The organism is Streptococcus sp. SM5 (assembly GCF_027497975.1).
In genome coordinates this window covers 25,718-47,667 of record NZ_JAJNSC010000025.1, presented here as the reverse complement: position 1 = coordinate 47,667, position 21,950 = coordinate 25,718, and the positions used below count along the sequence as shown (strand labels likewise).

Genomic DNA, 21,950 nt, shown 5'->3' with positions numbered 1-21,950 from the left:
CTCAGAGTTAAGTGACGATAGCCTAGGAGATACACCTGTACCCATGCCGAACACAGAAGTTAAGCCCTAGAACGCCGGAAGTAGTTGGGGGTTGCCCCCTGTGAGATATGGAAGTCGCTTAGCTCTAATCCGCCATAGCTCAGTTGGTAGTAGCGCATGACTGTTAATCATGATGTCGTAGGTTCGAGTCCTACTGGCGGAGTAGTTAATTAAAGGAGGTTTCGACCTCTTTTTGTTTTGTAATTAATAATCTGTCTCGCACCTAATGATAAGTGATATTTTTCTTGACGAGAGAGGTCTCGGCTACCATCATTTTAGAACAATGATAGCACTTGAATCGACGCTTTCTAAGGAGGATTCTGCTAAACATATCAAACATATCAGTCGTTTCGAGGTAAGGAATTTTAGAAGGTTTTTGAAAGTCATATTTTTTCATTTGACTTCCACAACAAGGACAAGATGGGGAGTTGTAGTCCATTCTAGCGATAATTTCCTTGTGTGTATCCATATTGATGATATCTAGAATTTTGATGTTTGAGTCTTGGATATCAAGTATTTTTGTGATAAAAAGTAATGATTCCATATGATTTTTTCTATGGAACTTTTTTCTACAACAAAATAGGCTCCATAATATCTATAGGGGATTTAGCCACTACAAATATTATAGAGCCTAATTATCAGGATAATTTTATAAATCATTTATAGAAATTTTTTATTTTTAGAGATTTAATAGTTTGTTTTTGATATAAGATATTTGTTTCTATTATGTCTATCTTTCTCATTTTTTATCTTGTTGAGGTTGGTATTTGAGCAATTCAGGAATTGATAATATCTGTTTATAATTTTTTGTTAGAATAAGGTCATAAAAAGAAAAGGAGTATATATTTATGCTACAAAGTATTTATGATCAGATGACAGATTTCTATAACAGTATCGAAGAAGAGTATGCTACTTTCTTTGGTGATAGTTGGGAATGGGAACATTTTCATTTTAAATTTTTGATTTATTATTTAGTTCGATATGGCATTGGGTGTCGTAGGGATTTTATCGTTTACCATTATCGTGTTGCTTATCGTTTGTATCTTGAAAAGATGATAATGAATCGAGGTTTTATTTCTTGTTGAGGCAGTACGAGTGAATTCCCGAACTAATTTACTCTTTTACGGAACAATTATGATAAATAGCTGTTAATTTTTCTAAAATATTTTTTAATAGTTGGAAATAGCAAATCTTTCTATTGTTTCTTCTTGATAAAAAGGCGATTTTTTCTTATAATAAATTGTAAGATATAATTGCGGGTGAGAGTCCTGCCATGTATGTGAGAAAGGAAGAGCCTGAGGGCTCAGACAAGATTATGACTTCAGTTGTTGTTGTAGGTACCCAATGGGGTGATGAAGGTAAAGGGAAGATTACAGACTTCCTTTCAGCGAATGCAGAAGTGATTGCACGTTACCAAGGTGGTGATAATGCAGGTCACACGATTGTGATTGATGGTAAGAAGTTTAAATTGCACTTGATTCCATCTGGGATTTTCTTCCCTGAAAAAATTTCTGTTATTGGTAACGGAATGGTTGTAAATCCTAAATCTCTTGTAAAAGAGTTGAGCTATCTTCATGAGGAGGGTGTGACAACTGATAACTTGCGTATTTCTGATCGTGCGCATGTTATTTTGCCTTATCATATCGAGTTGGATCGCTTGCAAGAAGAAGCTAAGGGCGACAATAAGATTGGTACTACAATTAAGGGAATTGGTCCAGCTTATATGGACAAGGCTGCTCGTGTTGGGATTCGTATCGCCGATCTTTTAGATAAAGATATTTTCCGTGAGCGCTTAGAACGTAACCTTGCTGAAAAGAATCGTCTTTTTGAAAAATTGTATGACAGTAAAGCGATTTCTTTCGATGATATTTTTGAAGAATATTACGAATATGGTCAACAAATCAAGAAATATGTGACAGATACATCTGTTATTTTGAATGATGCGCTTGATAACGGTAAACGTGTGCTTTTTGAAGGTGCACAAGGTGTTATGCTAGATATCGACCAAGGTACGTATCCATTTGTTACGTCATCAAACCCTGTGGCTGGTGGTGTTACGATTGGTTCTGGTGTTGGTCCAAGTAAGATTGACAAGGTTGTAGGTGTATGTAAAGCCTATACGAGTCGAGTAGGAGACGGTCCTTTCCCAACTGAATTGTTTGATGAAGTGGGAGAACGTATCCGTGAAGTTGGTCATGAATATGGTACAACAACTGGTCGTCCACGTCGTGTGGGTTGGTTTGACTCAGTTGTGATGCGTCATAGTCGTCGTGTTTCTGGTATTACTAATCTTTCATTGAACTCTATCGATGTTTTGAGTGGTTTAGATACAGTGAAAATCTGTGTGGCCTATGATCTTGATGGTCAACGTATTGACTACTATCCAGCTAGTCTTGAGCAATTGAAACGTTGCAAGCCTATCTATGAAGAGTTGCCAGGTTGGTCAGAAGATATTACTGGAGTTCGTAATTTGGAAGATCTTCCTGAGAATGCGCGTAACTATGTTCGTCGTGTGAGTGAATTGGTTGGCGTTCGTATTTCTACTTTCTCAGTAGGTCCTGGTCGTGAACAAACAAATATTTTAGAAAGTGTTTGGTCCTAAGAGATTTTTAAGATTTGTTTAAGATAGGTCGGGTATACTATAGACAGTTACAAGAAGACCTCCTAACTTGTTGTAACAAATATCCTAAACTTTTCTTTTTCATAATAATCTCCCTATAAAGTCACCGCATTCGGTGGCTTTTTTTGTCTTGGGATTCATGATATAATAATAAAATCGATAAGTAGTAAAAGGGAAATTGATGAATTATACAGTTGAAGAAAAAGAAGTCTTTATGAGGGAAGCTTTGAGAGAAGCTGAGATTGCTCTTGAACACGATGAAATTCCAATTGGTTGTGTGATTGTCAAGGACGGAGAAATCATTGGCCGTGGCCATAATGCGCGTGAGGAACTGCAGCGAGCGGTTATGCATGCGGAAATTATGGCCATAGAGAATGCGAATCTGAGTGAGGAGAGCTGGCGCTTGCTTGATTGCACGCTTTTTGTGACCATTGAGCCGTGTGTCATGTGTAGTGGGGCGATTGGCCTCGCCCGTATTCCAAACGTGGTCTATGGGGCTAAAAACCAGAAATTTGGCGCTGCTGGGAGTTTGTACGATATCTTAACAGATGAGCGTCTCAATCATCGTGTGGAAGTTGAAACGGGAATTTTGGAAGATGAATGCGCAGCTATTATGCAGGACTTTTTTAGAAATAGACGGAAAAAATAATTTTGCTTTTAAAATGAATAGGAATGTGATATAATAAATAGTGGAGCAACAGTTCTGCGTGAAGCGGGTCAGGGGAGGAATCCAGCAGCCCTAAGCGATTTGAATTGTGTGCTCTTTTTTTCGTGCTTTTTCCGAATAAATAAGATAGAATAATCTAGAATAAATGATAATAGAAAAGAGAAGATGATGAAAATTCGTGGTTTTGAATTGGTTTCGACTTTTACAGATAAAAATTTATTGCCCAAGCGTGAGACAGCGCATGCGGCTGGTTACGATTTAAAGGTTGCTGTACGTACGGTTATTGCGCCAGGAGAGATTGTCTTGGTTCCGACAGGGGTTAAGGCTTATATGCAACCGACTGAGGTTCTTTACCTTTATGATCGTTCTTCAAACCCTCGTAAGAAGGGCTTGGTTTTAATTAATTCAGTTGGGGTCATTGATGGGGATTATTATGGCAATCCTGGGAATGAAGGGCATATTTTTGCTCAGATGAAGAATATCACAGACCAAGAGGTTGTTCTTGAAGTTGGAGAACGTGTTGTCCAGGCTGTCTTTGCTCCTTTCTTAATTGCAGATGGAGATATGGCTGATGGCGTTCGAACTGGTGGATTTGGATCGACAGGGCACTAGGATGAAGATTATCTTTGTGCGTCACGGGGAGCCAGATTATCGTGAGTTAGAGGAGCGTTCTTATACGGGATTTGGGATAGATTTGGCACCCTTGTCTGATAAGGGACGGCAGCAAGTCCAGAAATTAAGCACCAATCCTTTACTCCCTTCAGCTGAAATAATCGTATCTTCTGCAGTCACAAGAGCTTTAGAAACGGCTTCTTATGTGGCTTGTGTTACTGGACTTCCTTTGAGAGTGGAACTATTATTGCATGAGTGGCAGGTCTATGAAAGTGGCACAGATAATTTTGAAAAAGCTCGTGCTATATTTCTAGAAAATAATGGGGAGTTACTTCCTAATAGTCCTATTCAATATGAGACAGCTGTGAAGATGAAGTCTCGTTTTCTAGAATGTATGGCTAAGTATCGAGATTACCAGACCGTGATAGTGGTAACTCACAACATGCTCATGCGCCAGTTTGTGCCAAATGAGAAGATTGATTTTTGCCAAGTAATTGAGTGTGAGATAGAGATATAGAAAGAGGTTTATTATCGCAAAGAAAAAAGCGACATTTGTATGTCAAAATTGTGGCTATAATTCCCCTAAATATCTGGGACGTTGTCCTAACTGTGGGTCTTGGTCTTCTTTTGTAGAAGAGGTTGAGGTTGCCGAGGTCAAGAATGCACGTGTATCCTTGACAGGTGAGAAAACTAAGCCCATGAAACTGGCTGAGGTGACTTCAATCAACGTCAATCGAACCAAGACAGAGATGGAGGAATTCAACCGTGTACTTGGAGGCGGAGTGGTACCAGGAAGTCTCGTCCTCATAGGTGGGGATCCTGGGATTGGGAAATCAACCCTTCTCCTACAAGTCTCAACTCAGCTGTCTCAAGTTGGGACTGTTCTCTACGTCAGTGGGGAGGAGTCTGCCCAGCAGATTAAGCTACGAGCAGAGCGCTTGGGTGATATTGATAGCGAGTTTTATCTTTATGCAGAGACCAATATGCAGAGTGTTCGAACTGAGGTGGAGCGCATCCAACCAGACTTCCTCATTATTGACTCTATCCAAACTATTATGTCTCCTGAGATTTCAGGGGTGCAGGGGTCTGTTTCTCAGGTGCGTGAGGTGACGGCTGAACTTATGCAGCTGGCCAAGACCAATAACATTGCCATCTTTATCGTAGGGCATGTGACCAAGGAAGGAACCTTGGCTGGTCCGCGTATGCTAGAGCATATGGTGGATACGGTGCTTTATTTTGAAGGAGAGCGCCACCATACCTTTCGTATCTTGAGAGCGGTCAAAAACCGTTTTGGCTCCACTAATGAGATTGGGATTTTTGAGATGCAGTCGGGCGGATTGGTTGAGGTACTCAATCCGAGTCAAGTTTTCCTAGAAGAGCGTTTGGATGGAGCAACTGGTTCATCAATCGTTGTGACCATGGAAGGGACGCGTCCTATTTTGGCGGAGGTTCAGGCCTTGGTAACACCGACCATGTTTGGAAATGCCAAGCGTACGACGACAGGACTTGATTTCAATCGTGCTAGCTTGATTATGGCTGTTTTGGAAAAACGGGCAGGTCTTCTCTTGCAAAATCAGGATGCCTATCTCAAATCTGCTGGCGGTGTCAAATTGGATGAACCTGCCATTGACTTGGCCGTTGCAGTTGCCATTGCTTCGAGTTATAAAGACAAGCCAACTAATCCTCAGGAATGTTTTGTGGGAGAACTGGGCTTGACAGGAGAGATTCGGCGTGTGAATCGTATCGAACAACGCATCAATGAAGCTGCTAAACTGGGATTTACTAAGATTTATGTACCTAAGAATTCCTTGACAGGAATCACTCCACCAAAGGAAATTCAGGTCATTGGCGTGACAACGATTCAGGAGGTTTTGAAAAAGGTCTTTGCATAATCCGTGACAAATCCTTTTAAAAATGATAAGATAGGAGAAATATTTGACTATCAAATTTTCGAGGAGGGAATCGTGTCGTATTTTGAACAGTTTATGCAAGCCAATCAGGCTTATGTTGCCCTACATGGGCAGTTAAATCTGCCACTTAAACCCAAAACAAGAGTGGCTATTGTGACCTGTATGGACTCTCGTCTGCACGTTGCGCAAGCCCTAGGTTTGGCACTTGGGGATGCTCATATCTTGCGGAATGCAGGAGGTCGAGTGACTGAGGACATGATTCGTTCGCTAGTTATTTCCCAGCAACAAATGGGGACAAGAGAGATTGTGGTGTTGCACCATACAGACTGTGGTGCTCAGACTTTTGAAAATGGCTCTTTTCAGGAGTATTTAAAAGAGGAACTAGGTGTTGATGTGTCAGATCAGGACTTTTTGCCTTTCCAAGATATAGAGGAGAGTGTACGCGAGGATATGCAACTCCTTATCGAGTCTCCCTTAATACCAGATGATGTGATAATCTCTGGTGCCATTTACGATGTGGATACAGGAAGTATGACAGTCGTAGAATTATAAATACTTCATTTAGAAAGAAAGTGTATGAAGAAAAACAGTATTTTATTTATTTTTATCTTATTGCTATGTATTGGTTTGCAGTATGAGACTATCTACTATACGGATGGTTCGATGTCAGGTGCGGAATATGGACTAATGGGAGTTTCTATCTTTCTAGCTCTCTTTTACATGATTCCGGCTCTTTATTTCCTTTTCTGTATTGGGAAAAAATGGGAATTACCAAAGAAGGCCTTGATTTTGTCTTTATTGGGTGGGATGTTCCTTTCAGGTTGGCTGTCTAGCTTTGCTAATACCTATATCCATGATTTACTGGGTATTCTTTTCCCAGATAGTGCATTTTTAAATGCCTTTGAAAGTGCTATTGTGGCTCCTTTGGTAGAAGAACCGCTTAAATTATTGCCACTTGTTTTTGTTTTAGCTTTGATTCCTGTGCGAAAATTAAAATCTTTGTTTTTACTAGGGATTGCTTCTGGTTTGGGATTCCAAATGATTGAGGATATTGGCTATATTCGTACGGATTTGCCAGAGGGCTTTGATTTTACTATTTCAAGGATTTTGGAGCGTATCATCTCAGGAATTGCCTCTCACTGGACTTTTTCAGGTCTAGCTGTAGTGGGTGTTTACTTGCTTTACAGAGCCTATAAAGGGCAGAAAGTTGGAAAGAAACAGGGGCTTATTTTCCTAGGTTTAGCCTTGGGAACTCACTTCTTGTTTAACTCTCCTTTTGTGGAGTTGGAGACAGAGTTGCCTTTAGCGATTCCAGTGGTTACGGCTATTACTCTCTATGGTTTTTATCAGGCGTATCACTTTGTTGAGAAGCACAATGAGTTGATGAACTAGAATATTTTTCAAAAGAATGATGCAAGGGTACAAATATGGTACCCTTCTTTTATTTTTGATTGAAAAATAGTGCAAAAAGCGCTACAATGGTAAATGGAAAAATCTTGTGAAAAGCACAAGCGATACATATATACCGGAGGAAATCATGTCTTTTTCTGATTTAAAGCTGTTTGCCCTTTCTTCTAATCAAGAATTGGCAAAACGTGTGGCGCAGGAGATTGGGATAGAGTTGGGAAAATCAAGTGTTCGCCAATTTTCAGATGGAGAGATTCAGGTCAACATCGAAGAATCAATCCGTGGAAAACACGTCTTTATCCTACAATCAACTAGTTCGCCTGTAAATGACAATCTGCTTGAAATTTTGATTATGGTAGATGCTTTGAAGCGTGCGAGTGCAGAATCTGTCAATGTTGTCATGCCTTACTATGGGTATGCACGTCAGGATAGAAAGGCGAGAGCGCGTGAGCCAATCACTTCAAAACTTGTCGCAAATATGCTTGAAGTAGCTGGAGTGGATCGTTTATTGACCATCGACTTGCATGCTGCGCAGATTCAAGGATTCTTTGATATTCCTGTGGATCATTTGATGGGGGCTCCTCTGATTGCGGATTATTTTGAGCGTCGTGGTATGGTTGGTTCTGACTATGTGGTTGTCAGCCCAGACCATGGAGGGGTGACTCGTGCCCGTAAGTTGGCAGAATTTTTGAAAACATCTATTGCTATTATTGATAAACGTCGTAGCGTTGATAAGATGAATACTAGTGAAGTCATGAACATCATCGGTAAGGTCGAAGGCAAGACTTGTATTTTGATTGATGATATGATTGATACAGCTGGAACGATTTGTCACGCGGCAGATGCTCTTGCGGAAGCTGGTGCTGTTGAAGTCTATGCAAGCTGTACGCACCCAGTTCTTTCTGGTCCTGCTATGGACAATATCCAAAAATCAGCTATCAAGAAATTGGTTGTTTTGGATACGATCTACCTGCCAGAAGAGCGCTTGATTGATAAGATTGAGCAGATTTCAATCGCTCATCTCCTAGGAGATGCTATTGTGCGTATCCATGAAAAACGCCCACTTTCTCCACTTTTTAGTATTGAGAAAAAGATTTAAGTTTTCACTTAGAATAAAACATACTCCTAGCAGAAGTGAACTGCTAGGAGCTTTTTTGTAGCCAAAATCTGCAAGCCTTTTCAAAATATGCTATACTGATGAAAAAGGAGGATTTCTATGAGTCAAGAATTTATCAATCCAAGTGATGGTGTGATTCGTCAGTATCTCGCAACGAGTAAAACCCTTGCTGTAGTGGGGTTATCAGACCGTGAAGAAACAACTAGCAATCGAGTGACCAAGGAAATGCAGGCTCGGGGTTATAAAATCATCCCAGTCAATCCCAAGGTAGAAGGTGGTGAAATCTTGGGTGAAAAGGCTTATGCTAGCCTAGCAGAGATTCCTTTTCCTGTAGATATTGTTAATGTTTACCGGCGCAGTGAGTTTTTGCCGGATGTGGCGCGTGATTTTCTCAAGGCTGATGCCAAGATTTTTTGGGCACAGCTAGAACTTGAAAATCTAGAGGCGGAAGAAATCTTGCGTGCTGGTGGATGTGATGATATCGTGATGAATCGTTGTATTAAGAGAGAACATACACGCTTGATTGAGGAAGCATAAGAAAAAGGTAGCTGGTGGGCTACCTTTTGTGTTAGAAAATGCCGATAAGGGTCTGCATACCAAGACTAGTAAGGATGATGGCAATCCAACAGATGGCTCCAAGAACAATTGATTTTCCGCTGGATTTGACCATAGCTATCAGATTGGTTTTGAGCCCGATAGCACTCATGGCCATGATAATGAGGAATTTGGAAAGTTGTTTGAGAGGGGTAAAGAAACTACTGGACACACCGAGAGAGGTCAGTAGGGTGGTTAGGAGAGATGCAAGGATAAAGTAAAGGATAAAAAGTGGGAAGACTTTTTTCAGTTGAAGGCCTTGCTTATTTTTTTGCTCGCGACTTTGCCAGTAGGAGAGAAAGAGAGTGATGGGGATAATAGCCAGAGTACGCGTAAGTTTGACAATGGTTGCGGATTCGAGGGTATTGGTCCGGTAGAGACTGTCCCAGGCGCTAGCTGTGGCGGTTACAGAGGAAGTGTCATTGACCGCAGTTCCTGCAAAGAGGGCAAATCCTTCATTAGACAAGTGAAGCCAAGTACCGAGGGTTGGAAAGATGAGCGCAGCCAAGACATTGAAGAAAAAGATAACGGAGATGGCTTGGGCTACTTCCTTTTCCTTGGCATGGATAACGGGCGCTGTCGCTGCAATGGCAGAGCCCCCACAGATAGAAGAACCCACTCCAATCAAGGTAGCCAGTTTTGTGTCCAGTGCAAAGAATCGCTGGAAGAGGTAGGCAACAATCAAGGCTATTGAAATGGTGGACAGGATGACAGGGAGTGAAGATTGTCCGACTGCGAAGACTTGCGAGATATTGAGACCAAAACCAAGCAAGATAACGGCATACTGGAGCAATTTTTTAGAACTAAAGGTCAATCCCGCATCCAGTTGTTTATAAGGCGAGAGAAAGTGGTGTAGGAGCATTCCCATAAAAATCGCAAAAACAGGCGCGCCAATCACAGGGAAGAATCCTCCTAAGTACCAAGATACGATGGAAATGAGAAGGCAGGCCAAGATGCCTGCTCCATTTTTTGATAGAAATGACATAAAAACCTCCAAATAGAATCTGTTACCATTATAGACCTGTAAACAGGAAAAGTAAAATAGAAAGTGGAAAGCTATTCTATAATGTATTTTTGCGGTCGGGGGGCTTTTGTAGTATAATAGAGATACGTTTTGAAAGTGGGAGGTATCTATGGACTTAACTAAGCGCTTTAATAAACAGTTAGATAAGATTCAAGTTTCGTTGATTCGTCAGTTTGATCAGGCTATTTCGGAGATTCCTGGGGTCTTGCGTTTGACCTTGGGGGAACCTGATTTTACAACGCCTGATCATGTCAAGGAGGCGGCCAAGCGAGCGATTGACCAGAACCAATCCTACTATACAGGGATGAGTGGTTTGCTGACTTTACGTCAGGCAGCCAGTAACTTTGTTAAGGAAAAGTACCAACTGGACTATGCTCCTGAAAATGAAATCTTGGTTACAATTGGGGCGACAGAGGCCTTATCTGCTACTTTGACGGCTATTTTAGAAGAGGGAGACAAGGTGCTCTTGCCAGCTCCTGCCTATCCAGGTTATGAGCCAATTGTCAATCTAGTTGGGGCAGAGATTGTCGAGATTGACACGACTGAAAATGGGTTTGTCTTGACTCCTGAGATGTTGGAAAAGGCTATTTTGGAGCAGGGTGATAAGCTCAAGGCGGTTATTCTCAACTATCCAGCTAATCCGACAGGGATTACCTATAGTCGAGAGCAGTTGGAGGCCTTAGCAGCTGTTTTACGCAAGTATGAAATTTTCGTTGTCTGTGATGAGGTTTACTCAGAATTGACCTATACAGGGGAAGCCCATGTGTCTCTGGGAACTATGTTGAGAGATCAGGCTATAATTATCAATGGTTTGTCTAAATCGCATGCTATGACAGGTTGGCGTTTGGGGCTGATTTTCGCTCCTGCTGTCTTCACAGCCCAGTTGATCAAGAGTCACCAGTACTTGGTCACTGCCGCAAATACCATGGCCCAACATGCTGCAGTAGAAGCCTTGACGGCTGGTAAAAACGATGCGGAGCCTATGAAGAAGGAATACATCCAGCGTCGTGATTATATTATCGAGAAAATGACTGCTCTTGGTTTTGAAATTATCAAACCAGACGGTGCCTTCTATATCTTTGCTAAGATTCCAGCGGGCTACAATCAAGACTCCTTTGCTTTTCTGAAGGATTTTGCACAGAAGAAGGCCGTTGCCTTTATCCCTGGTGCCGCCTTTGGGCGTTATGGGGAAGGCTATGTTCGCCTGTCTTATGCAGCTAGCATGGAGACGATCAAAGAAGCCATGAAACGACTTGAGGAGTACATGAGAGAAGCATGATTCAGTCTATCACGAGTCAAGGCTTGGTGCTCTACAATCGCAATTTTCGTGAGGATGACAAGCTCGTCAAGATTTTTACAGAGCAGGCTGGTAAACGCATGTTTTTTGTCAAGCACGCTGGTCAGTCCAAACTGGCGCCTGTTATTCAGCCCTTGGTGTTGGCTCGATTTCTCCTGCGAATCAATGATGACGGGCTCAGCTATATCGAGGACTATCACGAGGTGATGACTTTTCCCAAGATTAATAGCGACCTCTTTGTCATGTCTTATGCGACCTATGTGGCAGCTCTTGCAGATGCTAGTTTGCAGGACAATCAGCAGGATGCTCCCTTGTTTGCTTTTTTGCAAAAGACTTTGGAGTTGATGGAAGCGGGCTTGGATTATCAGGTTTTGACCAATATTTTTGAAATCCAAATCTTGACTCGATTTGGGATCGGCCTCAATTTTAATGAGTGTGTCTTTTGCCATCGGATCGGTCAGGCTTTTGACTTTTCTTTCAAATATGGAGCTTGTCTTTGCCCAGAGCATTATCATGAGGATGAGAGACGTTGCCATCTTAATCCCAACATCCCTTATCTGCTCAATCAATTTCAAGCCATTGATTTTGAGACCTTGGAGACCATTTCGCTCAAGCCTGAAATCAAGCAAGAGCTACGACAATTTATGGATCAGCTCTACGAAGAGTACGTGGGGATTCACCTAAAATCAAAGAAATTTATTGATTCCCTAGCAGACTGGGGACAATTACTAAAAGAGGAAAAGAAATGAAAAAAATTGCAGTAGATGCCATGGGGGGAGATTACGCACCTCAGGCCATCGTTGAGGGTGTCAATCAAGCCCTAGCTGACTTTTCAGATATCGAAGTTCAACTCTACGGAGATGAAGCTAAAATCAAGCAATATCTGACAGCGACAGAGCGCGTCAGCATTATCCATACGGATGAAAAGATTGATTCAGACGATGAACCTACGAGAGCTATTCGGAAGAAGAAAAATGCCAGTATGGTCTTGGCAGCCAAGGCTGTCAAAGAGGGCGAAGCAGACGCTGTCCTTTCAGCTGGGAATACAGGTGCTTTGTTGGCCGCAGGATTTTTCATCGTAGGCCGCATCAAGAATATCGATCGACCAGGGCTTATGTCTACCTTGCCAACTGTAGATGGAAAAGGTTTTGACATGCTAGACCTCGGTGCTAATGCAGAAAATACAGCCCAGCACCTCCATCAATATGCGGTTCTAGGTTCCTTCTATGCTAAAAATGTTCGTGGCATTGTGCAACCACGCGTTGGCTTGCTCAACAACGGAACAGAGATTAGTAAGGGCGACCCGCTTCGAAAGGAAACTTACGAATTACTAGCAGCTGATGAAAGTTTGAACTTTATCGGAAACGTGGAAGCGCGTGATTTGATGAATGGCGTTGCGGATGTTGTCGTGGCAGATGGTTTCACGGGAAACGCTGTGCTCAAATCCATTGAAGGGACAGCCATGGGAATCATGGGATTGCTCAAGACAGCTATTACAGGTGGTGGTCTTCGAGCAAAACTAGGCGCCCTCCTTCTCAAGGATAGCCTCAGAGGTTTGAAAAAACAGCTCAACTACTCAGATGTTGGTGGAGCGGTCTTGTTTGGTGTCAAGGCACCGGTTGTCAAGACTCATGGCTCAAGCGATGCCAAGGCTGTTTATAGTACGATTCGCCAGATTCGTACCATGCTAGAAACAGACGTAGTTGCCCAGACTGCGCGTGAATTTTCAGGAGAATAAAAGAGATGACAGAAAAAGAAATTTTTGACCGTATTGTGACCATTATCCAAGAGCGACAGGGAGAAGACTTTGTCGTGACAGAATCCTTGAGTCTGAAAGACGATTTGGATGCTGACTCAGTTGACTTGATGGAGTTTATCTTGACACTGGAAGATGAATTTAGTATCGAAATCAGCGATGAGGAAATTGACCAACTCCAAAGTGTAGGAGATGTGGTTAAGATTATTCAAGGAAAATAAAGAGGCCTTTTGTCAACTGTAGTGGGTTGAAGAAAAGCTAGGATCGAGACTCTGGGATAAAAAGTTCTCAGTCACAAAAAAAGCTAGAGAGTTCCAATTGGACTTAGCCTGGTGGCGTGATCACCAAACGACGCAAGCTCTCTTTGAGTTGACCAAGGAGCATCACCAGCATGTTTATGGAGATCAAGGAATTTTGAATCACTACTTCAAGGATGCTTGGCTTCGCCTGCCTTTGACCTATAACCTTCAAGTGGGATCGGATAAGGATCAGCATCAGCATCAGTATGGGGACTTGGCCTTGTATGATGAGTTTCCAGGTCTTCCAGCAGTTATTCATTATACATCTCACAATAAACCCTGGACAGCCAATCGTTTCAATCATTTTAGAGAGATTTGGTGGTTCTATTATGCTTTATCTTGGGAAGATGCCTTATTCCACTTGGGAAAAATGTAGAGGATAACTTCCTAATGTACAAGCTCTTGCTTAAGGTTGAGCGTGTTATTCATACAGAGAAGTGTATCTAATGGTATCGGGTCGGAAGAGAGGACACCTTATCCCAGGTCTGGAATGAGAAGCGCGTCCTGGATGAAATGGAAGCAAAAAATGAAAAGCTGGATCTTTTAGGAATGATGGGATATGATCTGACTTTGCATAGCTATATCTACAAGACAAGGTTGAAGCGAGCGATTGAAAAGCTTGAAGAAGCCCAGCTACAAGAAACAGAAACCTATAAATGTGCCCGTATAAACTTAGGTTTGTTGGAGCCCTAGATTCTTAGTTAGTGGGCTCCTTTTTAGAAAGGATTCTTATGCTAGTTATTGCACTAGAAAATAATAGAGAGTTGAAAAAAGTCAGAAAGCTACTGGCTATCTTGGGGCAGTCTTATCAGATCCTGTTTACCAATTTGGAAACAGATTTGGGGCTAGGTGAAGATAGTTTGGCTTCCCTCTTGACCTATGCAGATCCCAGCTCTAGGGAGGGGCAGCCCCTCTTTTTTAATGACTTACCTGTTCCTGATTATTGGGAGCCATGGACTATGGGGATTACGACCTATATTTTTGATGGTCAGAAACGAAGAGGAAATATAATCTTACGAAAAGATATCCAATCACGAACCGTAGAGTATGTTGAGTGGCTGGGTGAGGGGGATACTGTTCTGACTATTGAAGATTACAATCGTTATGGTTGGAGAAGCCGTAAACGACTGTTGGAAGAAGACGGACAAACCTACCTGGAAATTTACTATAATCGAAATCAGGAAGAGGTCTTGCATCATTTTGTCAAAAAGGGGTATTTCCTCTATCAGAAAAAGTCTGGTCTAGATCAGCTTTATGCCAATGAGGAGGAGTTGAGACGATCTCTATTCGAAAAGGTCCTTTCTGGTCAGGAACCCCTTATATGTTTGGATTCGAAGGTAGTTCCCCTCCTACAAGAACTTGGAAAGGAAGACTTGATTTTTTGCAGTCCTCATCAAGAGAATTTAAGTGACCTTCAAAAACAAGTCAAGCAGATACTCATCTTGAATTACTATGCTCCTGAAGATCGAAAAGCGGACCTTCAATATGTGGCTGGATTGGTTGATTCTGGGACAATTACCTTTCAAACTAAGGCTTTGATCATGACAGCATCAGAAGAAGTGGAAAGCTTGGCCTACTTGGTAGAAAGTCTTCCCGGAGTGGACTTTCATGTTGCAGCCCTAACCAACATGGGACCTAAATTAACCAATTTAAGCTCTATTCCTAATCTTCATCTCCATCCGAATTGCTCAGAGGAGCGTTTTCAGGAGTTATTGGCAAGCTGCTCGCTATATTTGGATGTGAACCATGGTAGGGAAGTTTCAGCAGCCTCTATGAGAGCAATTGAAAGTGGGCAGTTAATTCTTGGATTAAACACGACTGTTCATTATGAGGTTTACAAAAAATTACCAACTGTCCTCGCATCCAGCGATTTATTACTAGAAAAGATCAAAGATGTGTTGCAATCACCAGAAGAGTTTACTAATCGGATTGAGGAACAAAGAGTCGTCTTGCAATTGGCTAAGAAAGAAGACCTGCTTGCATTCTTCAATTGTCGAGGGGAGGAAGCCAAATGACCATTTATACCTTTAATCTCTTGGTGGGATATGAACCAAATGGGGTAGATGTGGCTCAGGCTTCTCGGGCAATTATGCTTCGTCAGTTGCAGGAGCCAGCACGATTTGTCTTTACGACCTGGCCTAGTCCTCAGAAGTTAGCCTATTATCTCTCACTTGGCCACAAGGATGAAGAACTCTTATACGCCTATCTCAGCTTTACAGATCAAGAAATCAGTGTTCCTTCTGTCACAGTCGAGGCTCTACAAACGGACTTTCAGCTAACGCGACTAGATTTGGTGAAAAAGACGGAGACTGAGGCCCATTACCAGATTTCTAATGAACAATCACTGGTTTTTACTTTAGATCCTTATCATCAAGGCTGTGTTCGCTATGTTGATTATCTAGTGAGAGGATCTATGGTAAAACGGGAGTGGTATGGAGCTAAAAAAATAGTTACAGAGTACTTTGTAGATGGGGTCATCGTTCGACGAACCTATCACCATCAAAATGGCAGAGTAGCTTTTCAGGAAATCAAGCAGGGAAAAGACTGGTTTTATCAAATGGGAAGGGAAATCTTATTGACCCAAACTCAAGTGTTGGAACGTTTTCTTGATCGACTTGATTTAGGGAAGGAGGATATTCTCTTTCTTGATCGAGCATCCTTAATGGACTTTTCCCGTCCTATTCTTGAGCAAAAGACTTCTGCTCGCTTAGGTTTTGTCTTTCACTCGGAGCATGAATTTTTGAATGGTTCTCTTAATTATGAGTACTATTATGTATTTAAATATATGCAACGCTTTGACTTCCTGCTAACAGCAACAGAACTTCAAAAAGAGGTCTTATTAGAAACCTTTAAAAAGCAAGGTATAGATGTACTTCCTATTTATGTAATTCCTGTTGGACATTTGGATCAGTTACAGCAACCATCGTCCCCTCGCCAACCTCTGAGCTTGATGACAGCCTCTCGTCTGGATCCTCGTAAACGAATTGATTTAGCCATTAGGGCGGTTGCTTTGGCCCATCAAAGGGTACCCGCTTTGCAATTTCATATCTTTGGTAAAGGAGAAGAGGAACCTACTTTGCGACAGCTTATCCAAGATCTTCATGCGGATGATTATATCTTGCTTCAAGGGTATGCAGATTTAGAGTCTCTCTATCCTCAGTATCAAGTTTATGTCACGACTTCCCAGTGGGAAACCTTTGGTTTAACCCTGATGGAAGCCATTGGTTCGGGGTTGGTCTTACTTGGTTTTGATGCTCGTTATGGTAATCCAACCTTCATTCAGGATGGAAAAAATGGCTATCTAGTTCCATATGGTGTGGATAGAAATGAAGAAGAATTGGTTGCTGACATGGCAGAGAAGCTCGTTTTTATCTTAGAAAATGACTTGAAGTCTATGCACCAGACTTCTTATGATCTCGCAAGGAACTATTTGAGAGAAAGGATTGTTCAAGCTTGGCGTCAAGTGCTCGACGAACTGAGGGAGAACCTTTAAAGCCCTGAATACTAAGTGAATGAGTCTGATTTCTGCAGGGTGAAAAACTCGGCTCTTTGTCAACTGTAGTGGGTTGAAGAAAAGCTAAGATCTAGAAAGGACAAATTTCGTCCTTTCTTTTTTGATGTTCAGAGCGATAAAAATCCGTTTTTTGAAGTTTTCAAAGTTCCTGAAACCAAATGTATTTCGTTTGATAAGTTTGATGAGATTATTGGTCACTTCCAGTTTGGCGTTGGAATAGTGTAACTGAAGGGAATTAAGGATTTTCTCTTTGTCCTTAAGAGAGGTTTTAAAGATAGTCTGAAAGAAAAGATGAACCTTCTTTAGATTGTCCTCAATGAGTCCGAAAAATTTGTCAGACTCTTTATTCTGAAAGTGGAAAAGCAAGAGCTGATAGCACTTGAATCAACGCTTTTTAAGAAGAATTCTAGTAGGCATACCAGTCGTTTCGAGGTAAGGGACCTTAGACGGTTTTTGAAAATCATATTTCTTCATTTGGCTTCTGCAATCAGGGCAAGATGGAGCCTCATAATCCAGTTTAGCGATGATTTCCTTGTGGGTATCCTTATTAACAACATCCACAAATTGGATATTAGGGTCTTTAATATCGAGTAGTTGTGTGATAAAATGTAATGGTTCCATATGAATCTTTCTAATGCGTTGTTTTGTCGCTTTTCATGATAGGTCATATGGGACTTTTGTCTACACAAAAATAGGCTTCATAATATACAGATAGGATTTACTCACTACAAATCGTATAGAGCCATAATAAGCACCCTGATGTATATTATCAACCAATGACTCTTGATATGACAAAAATGATTGTTGAGTATATATAGGAGTTCCAAGGCACTTGCTTTGGAATTTTTTCTTTGGTTCAAGCGACCGTTTAGGAACAGATTTAGTCTTTCTAGGGACAGGAGAAATCTGAGGAGGGGATATAATGAAATTAGAAAAATCATACTCTTCGAAAATCTCTTAAAACCACGTCAGCGTCGCCTTGGTATAGGTATGGTTACTGACTTCGTCAGTTCTATCCACAACCTCAAAACAGTGTTTTGAGCTGACTTCGTCAGTCTTATCTACAACCTCAAAGCAGTGCTTTGAGCAACCTGCGGTTAGCTTCCTAGTTTGCTCTTTGATTTTCATTGAGTATGAGGTGTTTATTTGGAGTTTTACATGTATTTTTTGATAAAATTTGATAAAATTTGATAAAATAGGTATAGAAATTAGGAAAGTTGAAGAAAAGAAATGAATAAGATTTTAAAATATTTTTTAGTATTTGTTTTTCTATTTTTAATGAATATTTTCATCTTTAAGATACTTGCAACTCTGGGATTTCAGCTGACAATGACTGAAAAGAGTTATATTGTACCACCGCTATTTTCGATTATCGTTTTATATATGATTGACAAAAAAATTAGGAAGAAAAAGAAATAAATTTATATTTTAGGTAGGACGTTTGTTCTGCCTATTTTTTTATCCCAAAAGTGCATTTGGGAGGGAGATAGGCGCATTTGGGGAGGAAGTCCAGTTTTTGTTTGGGAATTGGGGTAAGATAGTTGTTATCAGATGAGTTTAGGAAAAGGAGATGAATATGAAATTTGGGAAACGTCACTATCGTCCGCAGGTAGATCAGATGGATTGCGGTGTAGCTTCATTAGCCATGATTTTTGGCTACTATGGTAGTTACTATTCTTTGGCTCACTTACGAGAATTGGCCAAGACAACCATGGATGGGACAACGGCTTTGGGCTTGGTCAAGGTGGCAGAGGAGATTGGCTTTGAGACGCGGGCCATTAAGGCGGATATGACGCTCTTTGACTTGCCAGATTTGACCTTTCCTTTTGTTGCTCATGTGCTTAAGGAAGGGAAATTGCTCCACTACTATGTGGTGACTGGGCAGGACAGGGACAACATTCATATTGCCGATCCAGATCCTGGGGTGAAATTGACCAAACTGCCACGTGAGCGTTTTGCGGAAGAATGGACAGGAGTGACGCTTTTTATGGCACCTAGTCCAGACTACAAGCCTCATAAGGATCAAAAAAATGGCCTGCTCTCTTTTATCCCTATATTGGTGAAGCAGCGTGGCTTGATTGCCAATATCGTTTTGGCAACACTCTTGGTAACCTTGATTAACATTGTGGGTTCTTATTATTTGCAGTCTATCATTGATACCTATGTACCAGATCAGATGCGTTCGACGTTGGGGATTATTTCTATTGGGCTGGTCATCGTTTATATTCTCCAGCAGATCTTGTCTTATGCTCAGGAATATCTCTTACTTGTTTTGGGGCAACGCTTGTCGATTGATGTGATTTTGTCCTATATCAAGCATGTTTTTCACCTGCCTATGTCCTTTTTTGCGACACGTCGGACAGGGGAAATCGTGTCTCGTTTCACGGATGCTAATAGTATCATCGATGCGCTGGCTTCGACCATTCTTTCGATTTTCCTAGATGTATCAACGGTTGTCATTATTTCTCTTGTTTTATTTTCACAAAATACCAATCTCTTTTTCATGACTTTATTGGCACTTCCTATCTACACAGTGATTATATTTGCTTTTATGAAGCCGTTTGAAAAGATGAATCGGGACACCATGGAAGCCAATGCGGTGCTGTCTTCTTCTATCATTGAGGACATCAACGGTATTGAGACTATCAAGTCTTTGACCAGTGAAAGTCAGCGTTACCAAAAGATTGATAAGGAATTTGTAGCTTATCTGAAGAAATCCTTTACCTATAGTCGGGCAGAGAGTCAGCAAAAGGCTCTGAAAAAAGTTGCCCATCTCTTGCTCAATGTCGGTATTCTCTGGATGGGGGCTGTTCTGGTCATGGATGGCAAGATGAGTTTGGGGCAGTTGATTACCTATAATACCTTGCTGGTTTACTTTACAAATCCTTTGGAAAATATCATCAACCTGCAAACCAAGCTTCAGACAGCGCAGGTTGCCAATAACCGTCTAAATGAGGTTTATCTGGTAGCTTCTGAGTTTGAGGAGAAGAAAACAGTTGAGGATCTGAGCTTGATGAAGGGAGATATGACCTTCAAGCAGGTTTCCTACAAGTATGGCTATGGTCGAGATGTCTTATCAGATATCAATTTGACTATTCCGCAGGGTTCTAAGGTGACTTTTGTGGGGATTTCGGGGTCAGGTAAGACGACCTTGGCCAAGATGATGGTTAATTTTTACGACCCAAGTCAGGGAGAGATTAGTCTGGGTGGCGTCAATCTCAATCAGATTGATAAAAAGGCCTTGCGCCAGTATATCAACTATCTGCCTCAACAGCCCTATGTCTTTAACGGAACGATTTTGGACAATCTTCTTTTGGGAGCCAAGGAGGGAACGACTCAGGAGGATATCTTACGGGCGGTCGAATTGGCAGAGATTCGGGAGGATATTGAGCGCATGCCACTGAATTACCAGACAGAATTGACTTCGGACGGGGCAGGAATCTCAGGTGGTCAACGTCAGAGAATCGCTCTGGCGCGTGCTCTCTTGACGGATGCACCGGTCTTGATTTTGGATGAGGCGACCAGCAGTTTGGATATCTTGACAGAGAAGCGAATTGTCGATAATCTCATGGCTTTAGACAAGACTTTGATTTTCATTGCTCACCGCTTGACCATTGCTGAGCGGACAGAGAAGGTGGTTGTCTTGGATCAGGGCAAGATTGTTGAAGAAGGAAATCATACTGATTTACTTGCGCAGGGTGGCTTTTACGCCCATTTGGTGAATAGCTAGAAAGAGGAGAGGATGAAACCAGAATTTTTAGAAAGTGCGGAGTTTTATAATCGTCGTTACCATAATTTTTCCAGTCGGGTGATTGTCCCCATGTCCCTTCTGCTCGTGTTTTTGCTTGGCTTTGCAACATTTGCAGAGAAGGAGATAAGTTTGTCTACTAGAGCTACTGTTGAGCCTAGTCGAATCCTTGCAAATATCCAGTCAACCAGCAACAATCGTATTCTTGTCAATCATTTGGAAGAAAATAAGCTGGTTAAGCAGGGAGAACTGTTGGTTCAATATCAGGAAGGGGCAGAGGGTGTCCAAGCGGAGGCCTATGCCAGTCAGTTGGACATGCTCAAGGATCAAAAAAAGCAATTGGAGTATTTGCAAAAGAGCCTGCAAGAAGGGACGGATTACTTTCCAGAGGAGGATAAGTTTGGCTACCAAGCCACCTTTCGCGACTACATCAGTCAAGCAGGCAGTCTTAGGGCTAGTACATCGCAACAAAATGAGAGCATCGCGTCCCAGAATGCAGCAGCTAGCCAAACCCAAGCCGAAATCGGTAACCTCATCAGCCAAACAGAGGCTAAAATTCGCGATTACCAGACAGCTAAGTCAGCTATTGAAACAGGCGCTTCCTTGGCCAATCAGAATCTAGCTTACTCTCTCTACCAGTCCTACAAGTCTCAGATTGAGGAAAATCACCAAGCTAAATCCCAGGCAGTTGCGCAGGTAGAAGCACAGCTTTCTCAGTTAGAATCTAGTCTTGCTACTTACCGTGTCCAGTATGCGGGTTCAGGTACCCAGCAAGCCTACGCGTCAGGCTTAAGCAGTCAATTGGAGTCTCTCAAATCTCAACACTTGGCAAAGGTTGGTCAGGAATTGACCCTTCTAGACCAGAAAATCTTGGAGGCAGAGTCAGGTAAGAAGGTACAGGGAAATCTTTTAGACAAGGGGAAAATTACGGCGAGTGAGGATGGGGTGCTTCATCTTAATCCTGAGACCAGTGATTCTACCATGGTTGCAGAAGGTGCCCTACTAGCCCAACTCTATCCGTTCTTGGAAAAAGAAGGCAAAGCCAAACTAACAGCTTATCTAAGTTCAAAGGATGTAGCAAGAGTCAAGGTCGGTGATTCTGTTCGCTATACGACTACTCATGATGCCAAGAATCAACTTTTCCTAGATTCTACTATTACAAGTATTGATGCGACAGCTACTAAGACTGAAAAAGGGAATTTCTTTAAAATCGAGGCGGAGACTAATCTAACTTCGGAGCAGGCTGAAAAACTTCGATATGGGGTGGAAGGTCGCCTGCAGATGATTACGGGCAGGAAAAGTTATCTACGTTATTATTTGGATCAATTTTTAAACAAAGAGTAATG

General features: G+C 41.8%; 21 protein-coding genes, 1 tRNA gene, 1 rRNA gene, 1 other RNA gene and 3 pseudogenes. 24 read left to right on the top strand and 3 right to left on the bottom strand.

The window, feature by feature from the left end; translation table 11 throughout:
- The first annotated feature begins 7 nt into the window (after positions 1–7).
- Both rrf and PAN07_RS14780 read left to right on the top strand, forming a co-directional pair.
- Positions 8–123: ribosomal RNA gene (gene rrf / locus PAN07_RS14785) — 5S ribosomal RNA — on the top strand.
- Between the two features lie 5 nt (positions 124–128).
- Positions 129–202 (top strand) — tRNA-Asn (locus PAN07_RS14780).
- Between the two features lie 75 nt (positions 203–277).
- Here PAN07_RS14780 and PAN07_RS14775 read toward each other — a convergent pair.
- Positions 278–583 (bottom strand): annotated as a pseudogene (locus PAN07_RS14775) (transposase family protein); the annotation flags it as partial.
- A gap of 304 nt (positions 584–887) precedes the next feature.
- Between PAN07_RS14775 and comW the strand changes: the two are divergent.
- The 11 genes from comW (at position 888) to PAN07_RS14720 (ending at position 8,909) form a co-directional block, all read left to right on the top strand.
- Positions 888–1,124 carry a sigma(X)-activator ComW gene (comW, locus tag PAN07_RS14770; protein WP_049544022.1) on the top strand — a complete coding sequence of 79 codons (237 nt, stop codon included), beginning with the start codon at positions 888–890 and terminating at the stop codon, positions 1,122–1,124.
- 230 nt (positions 1,125–1,354) lie between these two features.
- A complete protein-coding gene (locus PAN07_RS14765) occupies positions 1,355–2,641 on the top strand; it encodes an adenylosuccinate synthase (protein ID WP_004257634.1) in 1,287 nt (428 codons plus the stop codon).
- 199 nt (positions 2,642–2,840) lie between these two features.
- Entirely contained in the window at positions 2,841–3,308 is a 468-nt protein-coding gene (tadA, locus tag PAN07_RS14760) for a tRNA adenosine(34) deaminase TadA (protein ID WP_001110112.1), read from the top strand.
- A 32-nt stretch (positions 3,309–3,340) separates the two neighbouring features.
- An RNA gene (gene ffs, locus PAN07_RS14755) (signal recognition particle sRNA small type) lies at positions 3,341–3,438 on the top strand.
- Positions 3,439–3,494: 56 nt separating this feature from the next.
- Positions 3,495–3,938 (top strand): dUTP diphosphatase, encoded by a 444-nt coding sequence (locus PAN07_RS14750; RefSeq protein ID WP_020903279.1) that lies wholly within the window; start codon positions 3,495–3,497, stop codon positions 3,936–3,938.
- Positions 3,898–4,455 (top strand): histidine phosphatase family protein, encoded by a 558-nt coding sequence (locus PAN07_RS14745; protein WP_269798197.1) that lies wholly within the window; start codon positions 3,898–3,900, stop codon positions 4,453–4,455. The genes PAN07_RS14750 and PAN07_RS14745 overlap by 41 nt, the downstream gene beginning before the upstream one ends.
- 10 nt (positions 4,456–4,465) lie before the next feature.
- Positions 4,466–5,830: a DNA repair protein RadA gene (gene radA, locus PAN07_RS14740; protein ID WP_152548292.1), complete on the top strand. Its 1,365-nt coding sequence runs from the start codon at positions 4,466–4,468 to the stop codon at positions 5,828–5,830.
- 72 nt (positions 5,831–5,902) lie between these two features.
- Complete coding sequence (locus PAN07_RS14735) at positions 5,903–6,400, top strand: carbonic anhydrase (protein ID WP_004236873.1); 498 nt, start codon at positions 5,903–5,905, stop codon at positions 6,398–6,400.
- Positions 6,401–6,424: 24 nt separating this feature from the next.
- Positions 6,425–7,240 carry a PrsW family glutamic-type intramembrane protease gene (locus PAN07_RS14730; RefSeq protein ID WP_269798196.1) on the top strand — a complete coding sequence of 272 codons (816 nt, stop codon included), beginning with the start codon at positions 6,425–6,427 and terminating at the stop codon, positions 7,238–7,240.
- A gap of 145 nt (positions 7,241–7,385) precedes the next feature.
- Positions 7,386–8,354, top strand: a complete 969-nt coding sequence (locus tag PAN07_RS14725) for a ribose-phosphate diphosphokinase (RefSeq protein ID WP_033682853.1) — start codon at positions 7,386–7,388, stop codon at positions 8,352–8,354.
- Between the two features lie 117 nt (positions 8,355–8,471).
- Positions 8,472–8,909: a CoA-binding protein gene (locus tag PAN07_RS14720; protein WP_084862074.1), complete on the top strand. Its 438-nt coding sequence runs from the start codon at positions 8,472–8,474 to the stop codon at positions 8,907–8,909.
- Between the two features lie 31 nt (positions 8,910–8,940).
- Here the strand turns inward: PAN07_RS14720 and PAN07_RS14715 are convergent, their stop codons facing one another.
- Positions 8,941–9,951: a YeiH family protein gene (locus PAN07_RS14715; protein WP_084862077.1), complete on the bottom strand. Its 1,011-nt coding sequence runs from the start codon at positions 9,949–9,951 to the stop codon at positions 8,941–8,943.
- A gap of 148 nt (positions 9,952–10,099) precedes the next feature.
- Between PAN07_RS14715 and PAN07_RS14710 the strand changes: the two genes are divergently transcribed.
- The 8 genes and pseudogenes from PAN07_RS14710 to PAN07_RS14675 all read left to right on the top strand — a co-directional run bounded on the left by PAN07_RS14710 (position 10,100) and on the right by PAN07_RS14675 (position 16,835).
- Complete coding sequence (locus PAN07_RS14710) at positions 10,100–11,269, top strand: pyridoxal phosphate-dependent aminotransferase (RefSeq protein ID WP_265465162.1); 1,170 nt, start codon at positions 10,100–10,102, stop codon at positions 11,267–11,269.
- Positions 11,266–12,036, top strand: coding sequence for a DNA repair protein RecO (gene recO / locus PAN07_RS14705; RefSeq protein WP_084862082.1), 771 nt, complete (start codon positions 11,266–11,268; stop codon positions 12,034–12,036). The genes PAN07_RS14710 and recO overlap by 4 nt, the downstream gene beginning before the upstream one ends.
- Entirely contained in the window at positions 12,033–13,025 is a 993-nt protein-coding gene (plsX, locus tag PAN07_RS14700; RefSeq protein ID WP_261057792.1) for a phosphate acyltransferase PlsX, read from the top strand. The genes recO and plsX overlap by 4 nt, the downstream gene beginning before the upstream one ends.
- A 5-nt stretch (positions 13,026–13,030) precedes the next feature.
- Complete coding sequence (locus tag PAN07_RS14695) at positions 13,031–13,264, top strand: acyl carrier protein (protein WP_000136449.1); 234 nt, start codon at positions 13,031–13,033, stop codon at positions 13,262–13,264.
- A gap of 97 nt (positions 13,265–13,361) precedes the next feature.
- Positions 13,362–13,697: pseudogene (locus PAN07_RS14690) on the top strand (glycosyltransferase); the annotation flags it as partial.
- 158 nt (positions 13,698–13,855) lie between these two features.
- Positions 13,856–14,035, top strand: a complete 180-nt coding sequence (locus PAN07_RS14685; RefSeq protein ID WP_239822186.1) for a hypothetical protein — start codon at positions 13,856–13,858, stop codon at positions 14,033–14,035.
- A gap of 38 nt (positions 14,036–14,073) precedes the next feature.
- Positions 14,074–15,357, top strand: a complete 1,284-nt coding sequence (locus PAN07_RS14680) for an accessory Sec system glycosyltransferase GtfB (RefSeq protein WP_269798195.1) — start codon at positions 14,074–14,076, stop codon at positions 15,355–15,357.
- On the top strand, positions 15,354–16,835 hold the full coding sequence (locus PAN07_RS14675) for a glycosyltransferase (RefSeq protein ID WP_084862090.1): 1,482 nt from the start codon (positions 15,354–15,356) through the stop codon (positions 16,833–16,835). Before PAN07_RS14680 ends, PAN07_RS14675 begins: the two co-directional genes overlap by 4 nt.
- A gap of 84 nt (positions 16,836–16,919) precedes the next feature.
- On the opposite strand, the pseudogene PAN07_RS14670 reads toward PAN07_RS14675, so the two are convergent.
- Positions 16,920–17,477, bottom strand: a pseudogene (locus PAN07_RS14670) (transposase).
- A gap of 609 nt (positions 17,478–18,086) precedes the next feature.
- Here PAN07_RS14670 and PAN07_RS14665 point away from each other — a divergent pair.
- From PAN07_RS14665 to comB, 3 genes are all read left to right on the top strand, one after another.
- Entirely contained in the window at positions 18,087–18,275 is a 189-nt protein-coding gene (locus PAN07_RS14665; protein ID WP_084862093.1) for a hypothetical protein, read from the top strand.
- Positions 18,276–18,432: 157 nt separating this feature from the next.
- Positions 18,433–20,586 (top strand): peptide cleavage/export ABC transporter ComA, encoded by a 2,154-nt coding sequence (gene comA / locus PAN07_RS14660; protein WP_269798194.1) that lies wholly within the window; start codon positions 18,433–18,435, stop codon positions 20,584–20,586.
- A 12-nt stretch (positions 20,587–20,598) separates the two neighbouring features.
- Positions 20,599–21,948: a competence pheromone export protein ComB gene (gene comB, locus PAN07_RS14655; RefSeq protein ID WP_269798193.1), complete on the top strand. Its 1,350-nt coding sequence runs from the start codon at positions 20,599–20,601 to the stop codon at positions 21,946–21,948.
- Positions 21,949–21,950 lie beyond the last annotated feature (2 nt).

Bases quoted from the DNA above. Each gene is read 5' to 3' on its own strand.
- comW (WP_049544022.1), top strand. From the start codon at position 888: ATGCTACAAAGTATTTATGATCAGATGACAGATTTCTATAACAGTATC.
- PAN07_RS14765 (WP_004257634.1), top strand. From the start codon at position 1,355: ATGACTTCAGTTGTTGTTGTAGGTACCCAATGGGGTGATGAAGGTAAA.
- tadA (WP_001110112.1), top strand. From the start codon at position 2,841: ATGAATTATACAGTTGAAGAAAAAGAAGTCTTTATGAGGGAAGCTTTG.
- PAN07_RS14750 (WP_020903279.1), top strand. From the start codon at position 3,495: ATGAAAATTCGTGGTTTTGAATTGGTTTCGACTTTTACAGATAAAAAT.
- PAN07_RS14745 (WP_269798197.1), top strand. From the start codon at position 3,898: ATGGCGTTCGAACTGGTGGATTTGGATCGACAGGGCACTAGGATGAAG.
- PAN07_RS14730 (WP_269798196.1), top strand. From the start codon at position 6,425: ATGAAGAAAAACAGTATTTTATTTATTTTTATCTTATTGCTATGTATT.
- PAN07_RS14725 (WP_033682853.1), top strand. From the start codon at position 7,386: ATGTCTTTTTCTGATTTAAAGCTGTTTGCCCTTTCTTCTAATCAAGAA.
- PAN07_RS14720 (WP_084862074.1), top strand. From the start codon at position 8,472: ATGAGTCAAGAATTTATCAATCCAAGTGATGGTGTGATTCGTCAGTAT.
- PAN07_RS14715 (WP_084862077.1), bottom strand. From the start codon at position 9,951: ATGTCATTTCTATCAAAAAATGGAGCAGGCATCTTGGCCTGCCTTCTC.
- PAN07_RS14710 (WP_265465162.1), top strand. From the start codon at position 10,100: ATGGACTTAACTAAGCGCTTTAATAAACAGTTAGATAAGATTCAAGTT.
- recO (WP_084862082.1), top strand. From the start codon at position 11,266: ATGATTCAGTCTATCACGAGTCAAGGCTTGGTGCTCTACAATCGCAAT.
- plsX (WP_261057792.1), top strand. From the start codon at position 12,033: ATGAAAAAAATTGCAGTAGATGCCATGGGGGGAGATTACGCACCTCAG.
- PAN07_RS14695 (WP_000136449.1), top strand. From the start codon at position 13,031: ATGACAGAAAAAGAAATTTTTGACCGTATTGTGACCATTATCCAAGAG.
- PAN07_RS14685 (WP_239822186.1), top strand. From the start codon at position 13,856: ATGGAAGCAAAAAATGAAAAGCTGGATCTTTTAGGAATGATGGGATAT.
- PAN07_RS14680 (WP_269798195.1), top strand. From the start codon at position 14,074: ATGCTAGTTATTGCACTAGAAAATAATAGAGAGTTGAAAAAAGTCAGA.
- PAN07_RS14675 (WP_084862090.1), top strand. From the start codon at position 15,354: ATGACCATTTATACCTTTAATCTCTTGGTGGGATATGAACCAAATGGG.
- PAN07_RS14665 (WP_084862093.1), top strand. From the start codon at position 18,087: ATGAATAAGATTTTAAAATATTTTTTAGTATTTGTTTTTCTATTTTTA.
- comA (WP_269798194.1), top strand. From the start codon at position 18,433: ATGAAATTTGGGAAACGTCACTATCGTCCGCAGGTAGATCAGATGGAT.
- comB (WP_269798193.1), top strand. From the start codon at position 20,599: ATGAAACCAGAATTTTTAGAAAGTGCGGAGTTTTATAATCGTCGTTAC.